11 protein-coding genes, 1 tRNA gene and 1 pseudogene are annotated in these 18,253 nt (G+C 41.3%); 9 read left to right on the forward strand and 4 right to left on the reverse strand.

All coding sequences use genetic code 11. The features are described 5' to 3' along the window. Positions 1–151: 151 nt before the first annotated feature. Both ACTNB8_RS09495 and ACTNB8_RS09500 read left to right on the forward strand, forming a co-directional pair. A tRNA-Trp gene (locus tag ACTNB8_RS09495) sits at positions 152–222 on the forward strand. Positions 223–394: 172 nt separating this feature from the next. Next, entirely contained in the window at positions 395–1,321 is a 927-nt protein-coding gene (locus ACTNB8_RS09500; RefSeq protein WP_441054145.1) for a calcium/sodium antiporter, read from the forward strand. Positions 1,322–1,327: 6 nt separating this feature from the next. Here ACTNB8_RS09500 and ACTNB8_RS09505 read toward each other — a convergent pair whose 3' ends face one another. Together ACTNB8_RS09505 and ACTNB8_RS09510 are read right to left on the reverse strand one after the other, a co-directional pair. Next, on the reverse strand, positions 1,328–2,194 hold the full coding sequence (locus ACTNB8_RS09505; protein WP_441054147.1) for a LysR family transcriptional regulator: 867 nt from the start codon (positions 2,192–2,194) through the stop codon (positions 1,328–1,330). 54 nt (positions 2,195–2,248) lie between these two features. Next, positions 2,249–2,431 carry a hypothetical protein gene (locus ACTNB8_RS09510; protein WP_441054149.1) on the reverse strand — a complete coding sequence of 61 codons (183 nt, stop codon included), beginning with the start codon at positions 2,429–2,431 and terminating at the stop codon, positions 2,249–2,251. 89 nt (positions 2,432–2,520) lie between these two features. Between ACTNB8_RS09510 and ACTNB8_RS09515 the strand changes: the two are divergent. The 3 genes and pseudogenes from ACTNB8_RS09515 to ACTNB8_RS09525 all read left to right on the forward strand — a co-directional run. Next, a pseudogene (locus ACTNB8_RS09515) lies at positions 2,521–2,853 on the forward strand (fumarate hydratase); the annotation flags it as partial. Beyond that, positions 2,853–3,479, forward strand: coding sequence for a L(+)-tartrate dehydratase subunit beta (gene ttdB / locus ACTNB8_RS09520; RefSeq protein ID WP_441054151.1), 627 nt, complete (start codon positions 2,853–2,855; stop codon positions 3,477–3,479). The pseudogene ACTNB8_RS09515 and the gene ttdB, both read left to right, overlap by 1 nt. Positions 3,480–3,756: 277 nt before the next feature. Continuing rightward, complete coding sequence (locus ACTNB8_RS09525; protein WP_296158034.1) at positions 3,757–4,410, forward strand: trimeric intracellular cation channel family protein; 654 nt, start codon at positions 3,757–3,759, stop codon at positions 4,408–4,410. 93 nt (positions 4,411–4,503) lie between these two features. Here ACTNB8_RS09525 and ACTNB8_RS09530 read toward each other — a convergent pair whose 3' ends face one another. Together ACTNB8_RS09530 and ACTNB8_RS09535 are read right to left on the reverse strand one after the other, a co-directional pair. After that, entirely contained in the window at positions 4,504–6,246 is a 1,743-nt protein-coding gene (locus ACTNB8_RS09530; protein ID WP_441054153.1) for an ammonium transporter, read from the reverse strand. Positions 6,247–6,483: 237 nt separating this feature from the next. After that, the gene (locus ACTNB8_RS09535; RefSeq protein WP_441054155.1) at positions 6,484–8,595 is read right to left on the reverse strand and encodes a glutamine synthetase III family protein; all 2,112 of its coding nucleotides are present in this window, start codon (positions 8,593–8,595) and stop codon (positions 6,484–6,486) included. 270 nt (positions 8,596–8,865) lie between these two features. On the opposite strand from ACTNB8_RS09535, the gene purF reads away from it, so the two are divergent. The 4 genes from purF (at position 8,866) to ACTNB8_RS09555 (ending at position 18,200) form a co-directional block, all read left to right on the forward strand. Next, on the forward strand, positions 8,866–10,251 hold the full coding sequence (purF, locus tag ACTNB8_RS09540; RefSeq protein ID WP_441054157.1) for an amidophosphoribosyltransferase: 1,386 nt from the start codon (positions 8,866–8,868) through the stop codon (positions 10,249–10,251). 216 nt (positions 10,252–10,467) lie between these two features. After that, positions 10,468–12,105 carry a CTP synthase gene (locus tag ACTNB8_RS09545; protein WP_296158027.1) on the forward strand — a complete coding sequence of 546 codons (1,638 nt, stop codon included), beginning with the start codon at positions 10,468–10,470 and terminating at the stop codon, positions 12,103–12,105. 32 nt (positions 12,106–12,137) lie between these two features. Then, complete coding sequence (gene gltB / locus ACTNB8_RS09550; protein WP_441054159.1) at positions 12,138–16,700, forward strand: glutamate synthase large subunit; 4,563 nt, start codon at positions 12,138–12,140, stop codon at positions 16,698–16,700. Positions 16,701–16,715: 15 nt separating this feature from the next. Next, on the forward strand, positions 16,716–18,200 hold the full coding sequence (locus ACTNB8_RS09555) for a glutamate synthase subunit beta (protein ID WP_441054161.1): 1,485 nt from the start codon (positions 16,716–16,718) through the stop codon (positions 18,198–18,200). The last annotated feature ends 53 nt before the right edge of the window (positions 18,201–18,253 follow it).

Below are 18,253 nucleotides of genomic sequence, written 5' to 3' on the forward strand. Positions count from 1 at the left end.
AAGCAAAGGACATCGAATGACGGAGTCATGAGATGACTGGGCTCGACGAAGCGTAAGCATGGTTTAAGATTGAGTTGTTTAGTCAACATGTATGTAGTTTTGAAGTTATGAAGAGATTAGTGACTAGAAATAGTCACATTTTCTCATATATAGGGGATTGGTCAAATGGTATGATAGGGGTCTCCAAAACCTTTGGTGGGAGTTCGATTCTCTCATCCCCTGTTTTTAATAATATATATAGCCTGAAAGGGAGTAGCTGACCATAGTGGTTTGTTTTCCGTCATTACGATTATTTTTATAATCCGGGAAATGATTAAATAGCGAGACTTTTACTGTATACTAGTTTATACGGTAAAAATCTCGTTTTTTTTAATATAAAAAGGAGGAAAAGAAAATGATTTTGAATTTGTTTTTGCTTATAGCAGGCTTCATTATCCTTGTAAAAGGAGCAGACTGGTTTGTTGAGGGAGCATCAGGGATAGCCTGTCGTCTTGGTATCCCGCAGCTGATCATAGGACTTACAATTGTAGCAATGGGAACAAGCCTCCCAGAGGCCGCCGTAAGCATTACATCAGCATTAAAGGGAAATGCGGGAATAACTGTTGGAAATATTGTTGGAAGTAATATAATGAATATATTTATTATATTGGGCCTTACTGCAGTAATTACAACTGTTACTGTTCAGAAATCAACAATATATTATGAAATTCCCTTTGTATTTCTGATCACGATTCTTTTAATGATATTTGGTTATACAGGTAACACTGTTTCTTTTTATGAAGGCGTTATATTCTGGATATTATTTATCGGATTTCTTATTTATCTTTTTCAGTCAGCGAAGAAAAATAAAGATTCTGTGGAACAGGAAGAAACTGTCCCTCCTGTATGGAAATGTATTCTTATGTTGATTGCAGGTGGAATAATGGTTGTAGTTGGAAGTGATTTCGCAGTAGATGGAGCTTCTGGAATCGCATCTGCATTTGGAATGAGTGACCGTTTGATAGGACTTACGATTGTTGCATTTGGAACAAGCCTTCCGGAACTGGTTACATCAGTAACAGCCGCACGGAAGGGAAAAGCAGATATTGCAGTCGGAAATATCGTTGGAAGTAATATTTTTAATATTTTGTTTGTTATAGGAACTACAGCATTGATCTGCAAAGTACCATTCGAAAGCAAATTTATTATTGACAGTATTTTTGCAGCGGCAGCATGCGTGATCCTTTGGCTTGGCACGATCAGGCATAAAGAGCTGCGCAGAAGCTGCGGAGTGGTTATGCTGTTGTCCTATGCCGTGTATTTCGTATATCTCTGTATGTAAGTATGATTAAAAATTTTCAATATATTTAATGACTTTTTCTGTTGTGGCATTCTGATATTTGCCTTTTTTCCATATAACACTGATCCGTTGTTCTATAGAAGGAAGAACAGGAATTCCTATAATATCCGGCTGTGCATTTACAATAGAACGATATAGAAAAGTTCCAATATGGTCCGATTTTATCATATTGATCAGAGTAGTAATCTGGCTGGTATTCAGAAGAATATGAGGATTTATGCCAACGGCTTTGAACTGACGGGTAAGAGTCATTACCTGAACCGAGTCAGTATTGAACAGAATCAGGGGTTCTTTGGCAAGCATGGTAAGCAGAATCTGCTGCTGGTTTGCCAGAGGATGCTCAGGTGAAACACAGAAAAGCAGATCTTCTGTATCAATAATACGAGAATTACATTTGTCGATGGCGGGTTGTTCAGCATTAACAATTGCGATATCAAGTTTTTCTTCAAGTACCAGTTCACAGGCCCTGATAGAACCAAATTCAAAAAGCCGGAAATCAACTTCCGGGAAATTTTCCTTTAAAGATAAATAAAGTTCAGGCAGATAGATCGTTCCTAGCATTGGCGGAAGACCAATGCGAATAGGAGTGATCTTTTTTCTTAATTCATGGAATTCTGATTCGACAGAATCTGCGTGTGCAAGAAGTTCTTCTGCACTTTTATAAAAGAGCTCACCTTCTGGGGTCAGGGTGAGTTTATTATTGTTTCGAAAAAAAAGATTTACTCCAAATTCTTCTTCCAGAGCTTTGATGGCATTGGAGATAGAAGGTTGAGTTACAAATAATTCTCTGGCGGCCTTTGTAATGTTATGATATCTTGCTGCCACACAAAAATATTCAAGCTGAGTCAGTTTCATATCATTTGCTCTCCTTTATGGATGAAAAAGCTCTGCGTGAAGCAGAGCAGAAAATTAAATAATTGGAAGATTTTTTAAACGCGGTACTGAAGTTTCCAATTTTTTAATTAAAATTTTGTGATATTTTATATCAGTCTTTACTGAAGATGATGATTCAGCAGTTTCAAGTTTGTCCAGATCTTTTTTCAACAGTCCATAAAGATAGACGATTTCTTTACCAGTTAATTCCAGAGTCACAAATATTCCCCTTTCTTTTGCATTTACATAGTCATCTGTATCTACAGAATAGGCTTGTTAACAAAAAAAGTCAATAATTATATCAATTTCTTGTAGGTGTAGGTGTTGCAACGTCTGTTGAAACAGCTGCATTACTTTCCAAAAAGGCTCTTATGAGACCACTGGGAAGTCACAATGAGAATGAAAGAGCAGCTTCCATGGAAAAACTTCTGGAAGACGGTATCAATGCAATTGGCCTTGGACCCCAGGGAATGGGCGGAAAATATTCAGTAATGGGTGTTCATATCGAAAATACAGCAAGACATCCATCTACAATCGGTGTAGCTGTAAATGTTGGATGCTGGTCACACAGACGTGGACATATTGTTTTTGATAAAGACCTTAACTACACAATCACAACACATTCGGGGGTGACTTTATAATGCTGGAAATTAAAGATGGAAAGAAAATTTTAACAACACCGATCTCAGCAGAAGATCTCAAAGATATCCATATTGGAGATATCATTTATTTAAACGGAAGTATGACAACTTGTCGTGATGTTGCACACAGACGTCTGGTAGAAGAAGGACGTGAACTTCCTGTAGATGTAAAAGATGCAGCAATTTTTCATGCAGGACCGATTATCCGTCCGCTGGAAAATGACAAATTTGAAATGGTATCTGTCGGACCAACAACAAGTATGCGTATGGAAAAATTCGAATATGAATTTGTAAAAGAAACAGGCGTTCGTGTGATCATCGGAAAAGGTGGTATGAAAGAAAATACAGAACGTGCATGTAAAGAATTTGGTGCAATCCACTGTGTATTTCCGGCCGGAAATGCAGTTGTAGCAGCAACAGAAGTTGAAGAAATCGTAGATGCTCAGTGGAGAGACCTGGGAATGCCGGAAACACTGTGGCATTGCAGAGTAAAAGAATTTGGTCCGCTGATCGTGTCTATTGATACAGAAGGACGTAATCTCTTTGAAGAAAATAAAGTAATCTTCAATGAAAGAAAAGACAAAGCAGTTGAAGAAATCTGCAAACATGTAAGTTTCATTAAGTAAAATAATTCTACACATATATTTAATTCAGTAAATAGAAATCAAAATTTTTGCCAAACATTGCCATAATAAAAAGCCATGCTGAGGAAGGTCTGCCATGCTTCCACGGTATGGCTTTTTGGCTGAAAAAAACAGTACCATTTGAAAACTGAAAAAAAGGCAAAAGAGTTGGCGGTGCAGATAGCCAAAATACTTCCCAAATAACAACATATCATTGCAAGAGAAGAAAAGAACATATATAATTAATATTCAGTATAAAGGGGAATGGAGAAGGTAGATTATGGATTATCAGCAGTTGATTACGTTTATTATGGAAATGATTGGAACGATCGCATTTGCAGCTTCAGGTGCAATGGTGGCTGTAGACCGGGCAATGGATATTTTCGGTGTGATCGTACTTGGAGTAACAACGGCAGTAGGGGGTGGAGCTGTCAGGGATGTTATTCTTGGTATTGTACCTCCGGCAATGTTTCAGCGTCCGGTATATACTGTTGTGGCAACAGTTACAGCCTGTGTTGTATTTATGATATTGTATCTGAAAAAAGAACTTTTGCAGGGACATAACAGGGAGACATATGATAAGATCATGCTTGTAATGGACTCTGTAGGTTTGGGGATTTTTACTGTTGTGGGGGTAAATACAGGAATTGCTCACGGTTATGTGGATTATACATTTCTGCTTGTTTTTCTTGGAACGATAACAGGTGTAGGAGGTGGACTGCTGAGAGATATTATGGCAGGTGTTCCACCCTACATTCTTGTAAAACATATATATGCCTGTGCATCTATTGTGGGAGCGATTGTATGTGTGATACTTTACCGTTATTATGGAGCTGTAGTTTCCATGGTTGGTGCATCAGCAGTTGTAGTGCTGATCCGTTATCTGGCAGCACATTACAGATGGAATCTTCCGAAACTGAAGAGAGAAGAATAAATAAGAGGTTACTGTTTTAGGTAACAATAAAAAAGTGGAATCCCCATAAACAGGAATTCCACTTTTTTATTATAATTTAAGAAACAGGAAACCTTAATTAAGTGGCTGTGTGTCCTGCAGAGCCTGGAATCCTTCCTCGCCTGTACGTATCTTGACAACGTTTTCGATATCATAAACGAAGACCTTGCCGTCACCATACTGACCTGTATGAAGAACTTTTTTGGCTGTGTCAATAACTTTTTTGACAGGTACAAGACTTACAACAATTTCAATCTTAATCTTAGGAAGAAGATTCATATCCATTTCGACACCACGGTAGTAGGAGCGGGCTCCCTTCTGTACGCCACAGCCCATAACGTTTGTAATAGTGATACCGGTGACACCGATCTCGTTCATGGCATGCATGAACTCTTCCAGTTTGCTCTGACGGGTGATAATGACAACCTTTGTAAGTTTGTGAATGCCTTCTTTCGGCAGTTCAGGAATTGTGTCAGCTACTTCAGCAGGAGCAACATTTGCAGAGGTATTTGCAGAAGGAATCTCTTTTGTTACACCCATAGGAGTAGGAACTGTAGTCATTGTGTCATGTACAACAAATCCATCATATGCACTTGTAAGACCATGTTCTTTGGAATCCAGACCTTCGATTTCTTCTTCAGCGGAAACACGAAGACCAACAGTATGTTTGAGTGCCTGGAATACGATTGTCATAGTAACAGCAACCCATGCGATAGTGATGATCATTCCGATAAACTGAACACCGAATCCATGGAAACCGCCACCTGTGAGAAGGCCTTTCCAGCCTGTGCCTGAGCCATCAGAGAAAAGACCGACAGCAAGAGTACCGAATGCTCCGTTCAGTCCGTGAACGCCGACAGCGCCGACAGGGTCATCAACTTTAAGGACTTTGTCAATAAATTCAATACCAAATACTACGATGAAACCGGAAAGGATACCGATAATTGCAGCAGATGTGGGAGATACTGTATCACAGCCTGCTGTAATGGCAACAAGACCAGCAAGAGATCCATTCAGTGACATGGAAACATCTGGCTTTTTGTATCTAACCCATGTGATGATAAGTACTGTTACAGTAGCAACAGCTGCTGCAAGGTTAGTTGTAACAAAGATTTTACCTGCACTTACGATCGCATCACCTTCCATACTTACAGTGGAAGCACCGTTGAATCCGAACCAGCAGAACCAGAGGATAAACACACCAAGTGCACCGATTGTAAGGTTATGTCCCGGAATAGCTTTAGATTTGCCGCTCTTGGAATATTTACCGATACGTGGTCCAAGTACAATAGCTCCGATGAAAGCTGCAACACCACCTACCATATGTACTGCACAGGAGCCAGCGAAATCATGGAAGCCCATCTGGCTGATGAATCCACCGCCCCAGATCCAGTGACCGGATACAGGATATACAATAAGACTGATGATGAAACTGTAAATACAATAGGAAGAAAACTTGGTTCTTTCAGCCATTGCACCAGATACGATAGTAGCACTTGTTGCGCAGAAGACGGTCTGGAAGATAAGAAATGCCCAGAACGGAACACCGTCAGGAAGCATTGCAGATCCATAATTGGCTTCTGTTGCGATGCCGCCGATTTTTCCAAAGAATCCGTTTCCGGCACCAAACATGATACCAAAACCGACAATCCAGAATGTAGGAGTACCTATACAGAAGTCCATAAGGTTTTTCATGATAATGTTACCGGCATTTTTGGCTCTGGTGAAACCTGTTTCAACCATTGCAAAACCGGCCTGCATAAAGAATACCAGTGCTGCGCCAAACAGCACCCAGATGGTGTTTACTGAAGAATACATATTGTTACCTCTCTTTCCCCTAAAAAAGTTTATCTGTTAACGTGTTCCGAAAATAAAAAAGCGCAGGAATGAATTTTCTATCATTCTCCGCGCCTTTACGAATCAAATATATATGTAAAACAGGGGATACCGTATCGTGTGATTAATGGATGAGGAAATCGATAATGAATTATGAAGTATCATGTTCATAAAAAAGATATCCCCTGATTTTACCATTGTGAAATTGTGACGTTATCCTCAGTCAGAGATAGAGAATAACAGTTTGCCATAGGTCGGATATGGAAGAATTGAATCCGGGATAAGTGCTTCAGCTGCATCAGCAGAAGTACGGACTTTTTCCATATCACTGAGAACAACGCTCTGATAAAGTTTGGCACTCTTGAGAAGATCTTTATCAACTTCATATTCTGCCATTGCAGTATCGGTCTTAAGAGTTTCAAGATCTTTTGTCATTGTCTCGGCAAGTTCAGTCAGTTTTGTAAGAAGAGCTGCTTCTGCGGATACAGAGATATCCGGAACAACAGATTTCTTAAGAGCTGCTGTCTGAGCAAGTTTTTCCATATATGTAGTAATACTTGGAAGAAGGTCTTTCTGAATAATTTCAACCATAGTATTTGCTTCAATATGAAGTGTCTTTACATAATTCTCAAGCTTGATCTCATAACGAGAGTGAAGCTCTGCATCTGTAAAGATGTGATGGCTTGTAAGAAGTTTTTTATTCTTTTCATCAACGAAATGTGGAAGGGCATCCGGTGTGGAAACCAGGTTGTAAAGTCCACGTTTTTCAGCTTCTTCAATCCATTCGTCTGTATAACCGTTGCCGTTAAAGATTACACGTTTGTGATCGGTAATAGTCTGTTTCAGCAATTCATGCACTGCTTTGTCCATTTCACCAGCAGGAACATCTTTCAGTTTCTCATAGAACTGACGCAGAGATTCTGCAACAGCTGTATTGAGAATGATGTTCGGGTTTGCAACAGAAGAGGAGGAGCCAAGCATACGGAATTCAAATTTGTTTCCTGTAAATGCAAACGGTGAAGTACGGTTTCTGTCAGTGTTGTCTTTTACAAAATGAGGAAGTACTTTTGCACCGATGTCCATCTGTACTGCACCATGACCGGTAAAGAATTCATCTTTTTCGATGGATTTCAGTACTTCAGTCAGTTCATCACCGAGGAAGATAGATACAACTGCCGGCGGAGCTTCGTTTGCTCCAAGACGGTGGTCATTTCCTGCACTTGCAACAGAAATACGAAGCAGATCAGCGTAATCATCAACTGCTTTGATAACTGCAACGAGGAAAACAAGGAACTGAGTATTTTCAGCAGGTGTTTTTCCTGGATCAAGAAGGTTGACACCTGTATCTGTGCTCATGGACCAGTTGTTATGTTTTCCGCTTCCGTTGATTCCCTCAAACGGTTTTTCATGAAGAAGGCATACCATGTTGTGTTTGGCTGCAACTTTTTTCATGATTTCCATTGTCAGCTGGTTGTGGTCAACTGCAACATTTGTTGTGTCAAATACAGGAGCAAGCTCATGTTGTGCAGGAGCAACTTCATTATGTTTTGTTTTTGCCGGGATACCAAGCTTCCACAGTTCTTCATCAAGATCGTGCATATAAGCGGAAACACGAGGCTTCAGTGTTCCAAAGTAATGATCTTCCATTTCCTGTCCTTTAGGAGCAGGAGCACCGATCAGGGTACGTCCGCAGAAGATAAGGTCTTTTCTCTTATTATAAAGATCCTTATCTACAAGGAAGTATTCCTGTTCCGGACCAACTGTGGTGTTGATGTGTTTTACTTCTGTATTGCCAAGGAGACGGAGAATTTTTACCGCCTCTTTATTCAGTGTGTCCATAGAACGGAGAAGAGGTGTTTTTTTATCAAGTGCCTCTCCGCTGTATGAGCAGAATGCAGTAGGAATATAAAGTGTACGGTCTTTAATAAATGCCGGTGATGTCGGATCCCATGCTGTATATCCTCTTGCTTCAAATGTTGCACGAAGACCTCCTGACGGGAAGCTGGAAGCATCCGGTTCACCCTTAACAAGTTCTTTACCGGAGAAATCCATGATCACCTGTCCGTCTGTTGTAGGAGAAATGAAGCTGTCATGTTTTTCAGCAGTGAAGTTTGTCATTGGCTGGAACCAGTGAGTGTAATGAGTAGCACCATGCTCCAGAGCCCATTCTTTCATTGCAACAGCAACAGAGTTTGCAACATCAAGTTCCAGATGTGTACCGTTTTCAATAGTTTTTTTCAGAGCCTTGTACATATCTTTCGGTAATTTTTCACGCATGATCTTGTCATTAAATACAAGGCTGCCATAAATTTCAGGAATTCGCTGTTCCATAATAAATCTCCTTTCATGTCCATTAATCTGAATAATCACTTTATAAACAAAAAAGGCGCTCTGGAATTTAATCCAAAGCGCCGTTGCTTATGTGATGTAGTATACTCAAAAAAAAACGATTGTCAATAAGTTTTTTGAAAAAAATTCAAATTTTTTGTTTGACAGAATGAATTTATTTGTATGTGTTTTTGAAGGGACAGGGGTTGACAAATCCCTTTCTTCTATTATAATTTCAGTGTAATCAGATATCGAAAATGGGAGGAAATACGGATGGCAGAATTAAAAGAAGCCTGTGGTGTCTTCGGTATGTATGATCTGGATGGCGGGAATGTTGTTCCGTCTATTTATTATGGTCTTACATCATTACAGCACCGTGGTCAGGAATCCTGTGGACTTGCAGTTTCCCGCACAGATGGCGAGAGGGGAAATGTTCAGTTTCACAAAGATCTGGGTCTGGTAAGTGAGGTACTTCGTGAAAAAACCATACGCAGTATGGAGGGAAATCTTGGAATCGGTCATGTACGTTATTCTACAACGGGAGCATCTGTGGCAGAGAATGCCCAGCCGCTTGTATTGTCTTATGTAAAAGGTACTCTTGCACTTGCACATAACGGCAATCTGATCAATACACCGGAGCTGAAATGGGAACTGATCCAGAACGGAGCAATTTTCCATACAACGACAGACTCAGAGGTTATTGCATTTCATATTGCGAGAGAACGTGTACACTCTAAATCTGTAGAAGAAGCAATCCTGAAAACAGCCAGGAAACTGAAGGGTGCATATGCACTTGTGGTAATGAGCCCCCGCAAACTGGTCGGAATCCGTGATCCTCTTGGACTGAAGCCGTTATGTCTGGGAAAAAGAGGTAATACATATGTGCTGGCCTCCGAAAGCTGTGCTCTTACATCTGTAGGAGCTGAGTTTGTCAGGGACATTGAACCGGGAGAGATGATCACAATTTCCCGTAAAGGTATCGAAACAAATAAAGAACTTGCAGGCGGAAAACATGCGCATTGTGTCTTCGAATATATTTATTTTGCAAGACTGGACAGTGTTATGGATGGTGTCAGAATTTATGATGCACGAATCCGTGGAGGTAAGTCCCTGGCCAAGTCTTATCCTGTGGAGGCAGATATGGTTACCGGTGTACCGGAGTCAGGTATTCCGGCAGCAAAGGGATATTCAGAGGCTTCCGGAATTCCTTTCGGATTTGCCTTTTATAAAAACAGCTATATAGGGAGAACGTTTATCAAACCTACACAGGAGGAACGTGAATCCAGTGTACATCTGAAACTGAGTGTTCTCGAATCAGCAGTCAAAGGCAAAAGGATTGTTCTTGTAGATGACTCTATCGTAAGAGGAACTACGATGGCCAATATTATCCGTATGCTTAAGAATGCAGGAGCTCTGGAAGTACATGTAAGAATCAGTTCACCACCGTTCCTTCATCCATGCTATTTTGGTACAGACGTTCCGTCAAATGATCAGCTGATCGCTTCCCAGCACAGCACAGATGAAATCTGCGAGATGATCGGAGCAGATTCACTTGGATATATGCAGAGTGAATTCCTGGAGGGAATGGCAGGTGGTCTTCCATTATGTAAAGCATGTTTTGACGGAAAATACCCTATGGAAATAGAAGAAAATCAGTAAATTGCATATTTACAAACGCTGAAAAATAATGTATAGTAATGCACATATTTAGAATCATAAAGAATTTTTATGTCTGACAAAGGCGTCAGAAACAGAGACCAGAGTATTGGTTAAGGCTGTTTCTGACGCCTTTTTTTGACATAAAGTGGAATGTCAGAAAAAGACTTCCTATTATATATAATAGACAAGCAGATAAAAATGGAGGAGGAAATCGTAATGGCAGTAAAATATGTTTTTGTTACAGGTGGTGTTGTATCAGGTCTTGGAAAGGGAATCACCGCAGCATCACTGGGAAGACTTCTGAAAGCAAGAGGATATCAGGTAACCATGCAGAAGTTTGACCCGTACATCAATATTGACCCGGGAACTATGAACCCTATTCAGCATGGAGAAGTTTTTGTAACAGATGACGGTACGGAAACAGACCTGGATCTCGGACATTATGAACGTTTTATTGATGAAAGCCTGGACAAAAATTCAAACGTAACTACCGGAAAAGTTTACTGGTCTGTTCTTCAGAAAGAACGTCATGGAGATTTCGGCGGAGGAACTGTTCAGGTCATTCCACATATCACAAATGAGATTAAGGGCCGTTTCTACAAAGCAAAAACACCGGAAGAAGAGAGAATTGCCATTATCGAAGTCGGAGGAACCGTAGGTGATATTGAAAGTCAGCCGTTCCTGGAAGCAATCCGTCAGTTCCAGCATGATGTAGGCCATGACAATGCAGTACTGATCCATGTAACCCTGATTCCATATCTGAAAGCTTCTGAAGAACTGAAAACAAAACCTACACAGGCAAGTGTAAAAGAACTACAGGCAATGGGAATCCAGCCGGATGTCCTTGTATGCAGAAGTGAGCATGAACTGACTGATGAAATCAAAGCAAAGATCGCACTGTTCTGTAATGTGCCGGTAAGTCACGTACTGCAGAACCTGGATGTTGAATATCTGTATGAAGCGCCTCTTGCTATGGAAAGAGAAAAACTTGCAGATGTTGTTCTTGAGACATTGAGATTGGAAAACCGTAAACCGGATCTTACAGAGTGGATCCAGATGGTAAGTGACCTCCGTAATCCTGAATGTGAAGTTAACATTGCAATGGTAGGAAAATATACACAGCTTCATGATGCATACTTAAGTGTTGTTGAGGCATTGAAACATGGCGGTATTTCCTGTAAGGCGAAAGTAGATATCACATGGGTAGATTCAGAAGAATTAAATGAGAAGAATCTGGATCAGGTTCTTTATAAAGTAGATGGAATTCTTGTTCCGGGCGGCTTCGGAAACAGAGGAACCGAAGGTATGATCCTGGCAGCACAGTATGCGAGAACACACAGGATACCGTACCTTGGAATCTGCCTTGGTATGCAGATGGCAATTGTGGAATTTGCGAGACATGTACTTGGTTATGAAGATGCAAACAGTATTGAACTTGATCCTGTAACAAAACATCCGGTAATCGCACTGATGCCCGACCAGGAGAGTGTGGAAGACCTGGGAGGAACCCTCCGTCTTGGAAGTTATCCATGCGTACTTGCCGAAAATTCAAAAGCAAAAGAACTTTTCGGACAGAAAGAGATTCAGGAACGTCACAGACATCGTTATGAAGTAAACAATGCATTCAGAGAAGAACTTGCGGAAAATGGAATGACTATTGCAGGAACTTCACCGGACGGTCATATTGTTGAGATGATTGAGATTAAAGATCACCCGTTCTTTGAGGGAACACAGGGTCATCCTGAATTCAAATCAAGACCGAATCATGCGCATCCTCTTTTCCGTGGATTTGTAGGTGCAGCAGTCGAGTATCTGAAAGAAAAAAATGCAAAGAGTGAGTTAAATAAGGAATAAACAAAATGAAGCGGATAGAGAAATAAGAGAGGATGAGGAACATGCAAGAAGTGATGAGGGAAGACCAAGGTCTTTATCGCCAGGAATTTGAACATGATAACTGTGGTATCGGAGCAGTTGTCAATATCAAAGGAAAAAAGACTCATGATACAGTTGTCAATGCACTGCGTATTGTAGAGCATCTGGAGCATCGTGCTGGAAAAGATGCAGAAGGAAAAACCGGTGATGGAGTTGGTATTCTTCTGCAGATATCCCACAGATTTTTTAAGAAAACATGTAAAAAAGAGGGATTTGATATCGGTGAAGAAAGAGAATATGGTATTGCTCAGTTCTTCTTCCCGCAGCATGAGATCAAACGTGCACAGGCAAAAAAAATGTTTGAGATCATTGTGGAAAAAGAAGGCCTTGAACTTCTGGGCTGGAGAACTGTACCTGTAATCCCGGATGTACTTGGACATAAAGCCAGGGAATGTATGCCATATATTATGCAGGCATTTATCAAAAAACCTGAAGATGTGGAAAAGGGACTTCCGTTTGACCGTATGCTTTATATAGCGCGACGTGAATTTGAACAGAGTAATGACAATACCTACGTGGTATCCATGAGCAGCCGTACGATCGTATATAAAGGTATGTTCCTGGTTGGTCAGCTGCGCACATTTTTTGCGGATCTTCAGAATCCTGACTATGATTCCGCTATTGCAATGGTACACTCAAGATTCAGTACAAACACCAACCCAAGCTGGGAGAGAGCACATCCGAACAGATTTATTGTACACAATGGTGAAATCAACACGATCCGTGGAAATGCGGACAAGATGCTTGCAAGAGAAGAAAATATGGAATCTCCATATCTGAAAGGACAGCTTCATAAAGTCCTCCCTGTTGTAAACCGTAATGGTTCTGACTCTGCAATGCTGGATAATACACTGGAATTTCTTGTAATGAGTGGTATGGAACTTCCACTGGCAGTAATGATCACAATCCCTGAGCCATGGGCATATAATGATACAATTTCTCAGGAAAAGAGAGATTTTTATCAGTATTACGCAACTATGATGGAACCATGGGATGGACCTGCCTCTATTTTGTTCTCAGATGGAGATGTAATGGGTGCTGTGCTTGACCGTAACGGTCTCAGACCTTCCAGATATTATATTACATCTGATGGTTATATGATTCTGTCTTCAGAAGTCGGTGTTATGCCTATCCCGGAAGAAAAGATAGTCCTGAAAGAACGTCTTCATCCTGGAAAAATGCTTCTTGTTGATACTGTTCAGGGCAAGGTTATTGATGATAATGAGCTGAAAGAAAAATATGCAAAAATGCAGCCTTACGGAGAATGGCTGAACAGCAATCTGGTACAGCTGAAAGATATTAAGATTCCTAATATTCGTATGGAAGAATATACAGACGAACAGCGTGCACGTCTTCAGAAAGCATTTGGATATACGTATGAGCAGTATCGTACTTCTATCCGTAATATGGCACTGAACGGAGCAGAGAGTATTGGGGCAATGGGAGTTGATACGCCACTTGCCGTATTATCAAAAGAACATCGTCCGTTATTTGATTATTTCAAACAGCTTTTTGCGCAGGTAACAAACCCGCCTATTGACGCTATCCGTGAGGAAATTGTTACTTCTACAAGTGTGTATGCCGGTAAAGACGGAAACCTTCTGGTACAGCAGCCGGAAAACTGTCATGTGCTGAAGATCGTTCATCCGATCCTTACCAATACAGATATGCTGAAAATCAAAAATATGAAACATGAGGGATTCAAAGTAGCTGTTGTTTCTACTCTTTATTATAAGAGTACGAAGCTTGAAAGAGCAATTGACCGTCTGTTTGTAGAAGTTGACAAAGCATTCCGTGATGGTGCAAACATCCTCGTACTTTCAGACCGTGGCGTGGATGAAAACCATATGCCGATCCCGTCATTACTGGCTGTATCAGCAGTGCACCAGCATCTTGTAAAGACAAAGAAGAGTACTTCACTTGCGCTTATTGTTGAATCCGGTGAACCAAGAGAAGTACATCATTTTGCAACACTTCTGGGATATGGTGCAAGTGCGATCAACCCGTATCTGGCACTTGAAACTATCCGTGAACTGATTGACAATCATATGCTGGATAAGGACTACTATGCAGCAGTAGAAGATTACAATCATGCAGTTTTAAGCGGGATTGTCAAGATTGCTTCCAAAATGGGTATTTCGACAATTCAGTCTTATCAGGGATCTCAGATTTTTGAGGCAATCGGTATTTCAAATGAAGTTATTGATAAATATTTTACAGGAACAGTAAGCCGTGTAGGCGGTATTACACTGGAAGATATTGAGGACAATGTGGACAGACTGCATTCAGAAGCTTTTGATCCGCTGGGAATGAATACAGATCTTACACTGGACAGTGCAGGTGCACATAAGATGAGAAGTCAGGGCGAAGAACATAAATATAACCCGCAGACGATTCATCTTCTGCAGACGTCAACCAGAAACGGAAGTTATAAACAGTTTAAAGAATATACAAAACTGGTAGATGAAGAAAGCCATGGATCTTTACGTGGACTTCTTGAATTTAATTATCCGGAAAATTCGATTCCGATCGATGAGGTCGAAAGCGTAGATGAGATTGTTAAGAGATTTAAAACCGGTGCCATGTCCTATGGCTCCATTTCCCAGGAGGCACATGAAACACTTGCCATTGCAATGAATCATCTCCATGGAAAATCCAATACAGGTGAAGGTGGAGAGAGCGATGAACGTATTGCTTCTGCAGGAACTGACAATGACCGTTGTTCTGCAATCAAACAGGTTGCCAGCGGACGTTTTGGTGTAACAAGCAGTTACCTTGTATCAGCAAGAGAAATCCAGATTAAAATGGCACAGGGGGCAAAACCTGGTGAAGGCGGACATCTTCCTGCAAAGAAAGTATATCCGTGGATTGCAAAGACACGTCATTCAACACCTGGTGTATCACTGATTTCTCCGCCACCGCATCATGATATTTATTCAATTGAAGACCTTGCACAGCTGATCTACGACCTGAAAAATTCTAATATTTATGCTGATATTTCCGTAAAACTTGTGTCAGAAGCAGGTGTCGGTACAGTTGCAGCAGGTGTTGCCAAGGCTGGCGCACAGACAGTTCTGATTTCAGGTTATGACGGAGGAACAGGAGCTGCTCCGAGAAGTTCTATTCATAATGCAGGACTTCCATGGGAACTTGGACTTGCGGAAACACATCAGACGCTGATCATGAACGGACTGCGTAACCGTGTTCGTATCGAGACAGACGGTAAACTGATGAGCGGCCGTGACGTAGCTGTTGCTGCTCTGCTTGGCGCTGAGGAATTTGGTTTTGCAACAGCTCCTCTTGTAACAATGGGCTGTGTTATGATGAGAGTATGTAACCTGGATACATGTCCTGTTGGTATTGCAACACAGAATCCGGAACTCCGTAAGCGCTTCCGCGGAAAACCGGAATATGTAGAAAACTTTATGAGATTTATTGCGCAGGAACTGAGAGAATATATGGCACGTCTTGGTGTTCATACAGTAGATGAGATGGTTGGACGTACAGACCTTCTGAGACAGTCAAAAGAAGCTGTTACTGCTGAACCTCATAAAGGAAAACTGGACCTCAGTGCAATTCTCAATAATCCATATGCGGGAAATGGTCAGAAAGTTACTTTTGATCCAAAGGCAGCGTATAATTTTGAACTTGAAAAGACTCTGGATGAAAAAGTTCTTCTTAAAAAATGTGAAAAAGCCATAACAAAGGGACAGCATATGGAACTTGAGGTGGAAGTTACCAATACAGACCGTACATTCGGTACGATCCTTGGTGCGGAAATTACCCGAAAAACAGGTAAGGGCCTTGATGATGATACAATCGTGGTCAACTGTAAAGGATCCGGCGGACAGAGCTTTGGCGCTTTTATACCGAAAGGACTTACACTGAATCTGACAGGTGACAGTAATGACTACTTTGGAAAAGGTCTTTCCGGTGGTAAACTGATCGTGAAAGTTCCGGAGAAAGCATCTTATAAACCAGAAGAGAACATTATTATCGGCAATGTTGCACTCTATGGTGCAACCAGTGGTTATGCATTTATCAACGGTGTTGCAGGAGAACGTTTTGCAGTACGTAATTCAGGGGCCTATGCAGTTGTTGAAGGCGTTGGCGAACATGGCTGTGAATATATGACAGGCGGTCGTGTTGTAGTACTCGGAAGAACAGGTAAAAACTTTGCGGCTGGTATGAGCGGTGGTATTGCCTATGTACTGGACGTTGAGAACAAACTGTACAAAAACATCAACAAAGCAATGATTTCTATTGAAAAAGTAGAAAACAAATATGATAAGAAAGAACTTCGAGATCTGATCGAAGCCCATGTTGCTGCAACCGGTTCAGAACTGGGAGCAAAGGTGCTGGCTGATTTTGATGCATATCTGCCACACTTCAAGAAACTGATTCCGAATGAATATAAGAGAATGATCACACTCAGTGCAAAACTGGAAGAAAAGGGACTTACCAGTCAGCAGGCGCAGATGGAAGCATTCTATGAAAGCATCGGAGCAAAGCATTAAGGAGGATGAGGAAACATGGGAAAGCCAACAGGATTTTTAGAATATAAGAGAGAGACAGCCAAAGTGCTGCCTCCAAAGGTCCGGATAGCAAATTTCAATGAGTTCCGGATTCCGCTCAGCAAAGAAAAACAGAAATTACAGGGAGCACGCTGCATGGCCTGCGGTGTTCCGTTCTGTCAGTCAGGAATGATGCTCGGGGGTATGGCCTCCGGCTGTCCTCTTCACAATCTGGTTCCTGAGACAAATGACCTTGTATATACAGGAAACTGGAAACAGGCATATTTAAGATTATCAAAAACGCACAGTTTTCCGGAATTTACTTCCAGAGTATGCCCGGCACTCTGTGAGGCTGCATGTACCTGCAATCTTGACGGAGAGCCAGTTGCAACAAAAGAAAATGAGAGAGCAATCATAGAGACTGCATATAAAGAAGGCTGGGTACAGCCACAGAAACCGGCAGTTCGTACAGGAAAGACGGTGGCTGTTATCGGAAGCGGTCCTTCCGGTCTGGCAGCAGCTCAGCAGCTGAACAGAAGAGGCCATGAGGTTACTGTATATGAAAGAAGTGACAGAGCTGGTGGACTTCTTCGGTATGGAATTCCGAATATGAAACTTGAAAAATGGGTGATCGACAGAAGAATCAGTCTTATGGAAGAAGAGGGAGTAAAATTTGTTCTTAATACAAATGTAGGAACAGATATCACAGCAGAAGAACTTCTCAAGAAATATGACAGAGTGATCCTTGCCTGTGGTGCTTCCAATCCGAGAGATATTAAGGTTCCGGGAAGAGAATCAAAGGGAATTTATTTTGCAGTTGATTTTCTTGGAAAAGTGACAAAGACCCTTCTTGATTCTGATTTTGAAAAAGTTCCGTATGAACTTGCAAAAGGTAAAAATGTACTGGTTATTGGTGGTGGTGATACAGGAAATGACTGCGTTGGAACAAGCGTTCGTCTTGGCGCAAAATCCGTAACACAGCTGGAAATGATGCCGAAACCTCCGGTTGAACGTGCGGCAAACAATCCATGGCCACAGTGGCCGAGAGTCCTCAAGACAGATTATGGCCAGGAAGAAGCAATCGCCGTATTTGGCCATGATCCGCGTGTATATCAGACAACTGTTACAGAATTCATTCCTGATAAAAAAGGTAATGTCTGCAAGGCAAAGATTGTTAAACTTAAATCACAGAAAGATGAAAAGACAGGCAGAATGATGATGGTTCCGGTAGAAGGAACAGAGGAAGTGATTTCGGCTGATCTTGTACTTATTGCAGCTGGTTTCCTCGGAAGTCAGAAATATGTGACAGATGCATTTCATGTTGCTGTAAACGGCCGTACAAATGTTGAAACAAAACAGGAAGAATATGAAACATCTGTTAAGCGTGTATTTACTGCAGGCGACATGCACAGAGGACAGTCACTGGTAGTATGGGCGATTCGTGAGGGCAGAGAGGCTGCAAAGGCAGTCGATGAATCCCTTATGGGATATACAAATCTGTAAAAAAGAGAGTTGACAAAGAAAATGCCGGTTGCTATAATACCTGCATGGACAAA

Source organism: Blautia sp. HCP28S3_G10, from assembly GCF_052065235.1.
GTDB lineage: Bacteria > Bacillota > Clostridia > Lachnospirales > Lachnospiraceae > Blautia_A.

Coding starts and splice junctions, on each gene's coding strand:
- purF (WP_441054157.1), top strand. CDS start 8,866: ATGGCAGAATTAAAAGAAGCCTGTGGTGTCTTCGGTATGTATGATCTG.
- ACTNB8_RS09555 (WP_441054161.1), top strand. CDS start 16,716: ATGGGAAAGCCAACAGGATTTTTAGAATATAAGAGAGAGACAGCCAAA.
- ACTNB8_RS09545 (WP_296158027.1), top strand. CDS start 10,468: ATGGCAGTAAAATATGTTTTTGTTACAGGTGGTGTTGTATCAGGTCTT.
- ACTNB8_RS09500 (WP_441054145.1), top strand. CDS start 395: ATGATTTTGAATTTGTTTTTGCTTATAGCAGGCTTCATTATCCTTGTA.
- ACTNB8_RS09530 (WP_441054153.1), bottom strand. CDS start 6,246: ATGTATTCTTCAGTAAACACCATCTGGGTGCTGTTTGGCGCAGCACTG.
- ACTNB8_RS09525 (WP_296158034.1), top strand. CDS start 3,757: ATGGATTATCAGCAGTTGATTACGTTTATTATGGAAATGATTGGAACG.
- ACTNB8_RS09535 (WP_441054155.1), bottom strand. CDS start 8,595: ATGGAACAGCGAATTCCTGAAATTTATGGCAGCCTTGTATTTAATGAC.
- ACTNB8_RS09505 (WP_441054147.1), bottom strand. CDS start 2,194: ATGAAACTGACTCAGCTTGAATATTTTTGTGTGGCAGCAAGATATCAT.
- ttdB (WP_441054151.1), top strand. CDS start 2,853: ATGCTGGAAATTAAAGATGGAAAGAAAATTTTAACAACACCGATCTCA.
- gltB (WP_441054159.1), top strand. CDS start 12,138: ATGAGGAACATGCAAGAAGTGATGAGGGAAGACCAAGGTCTTTATCGC.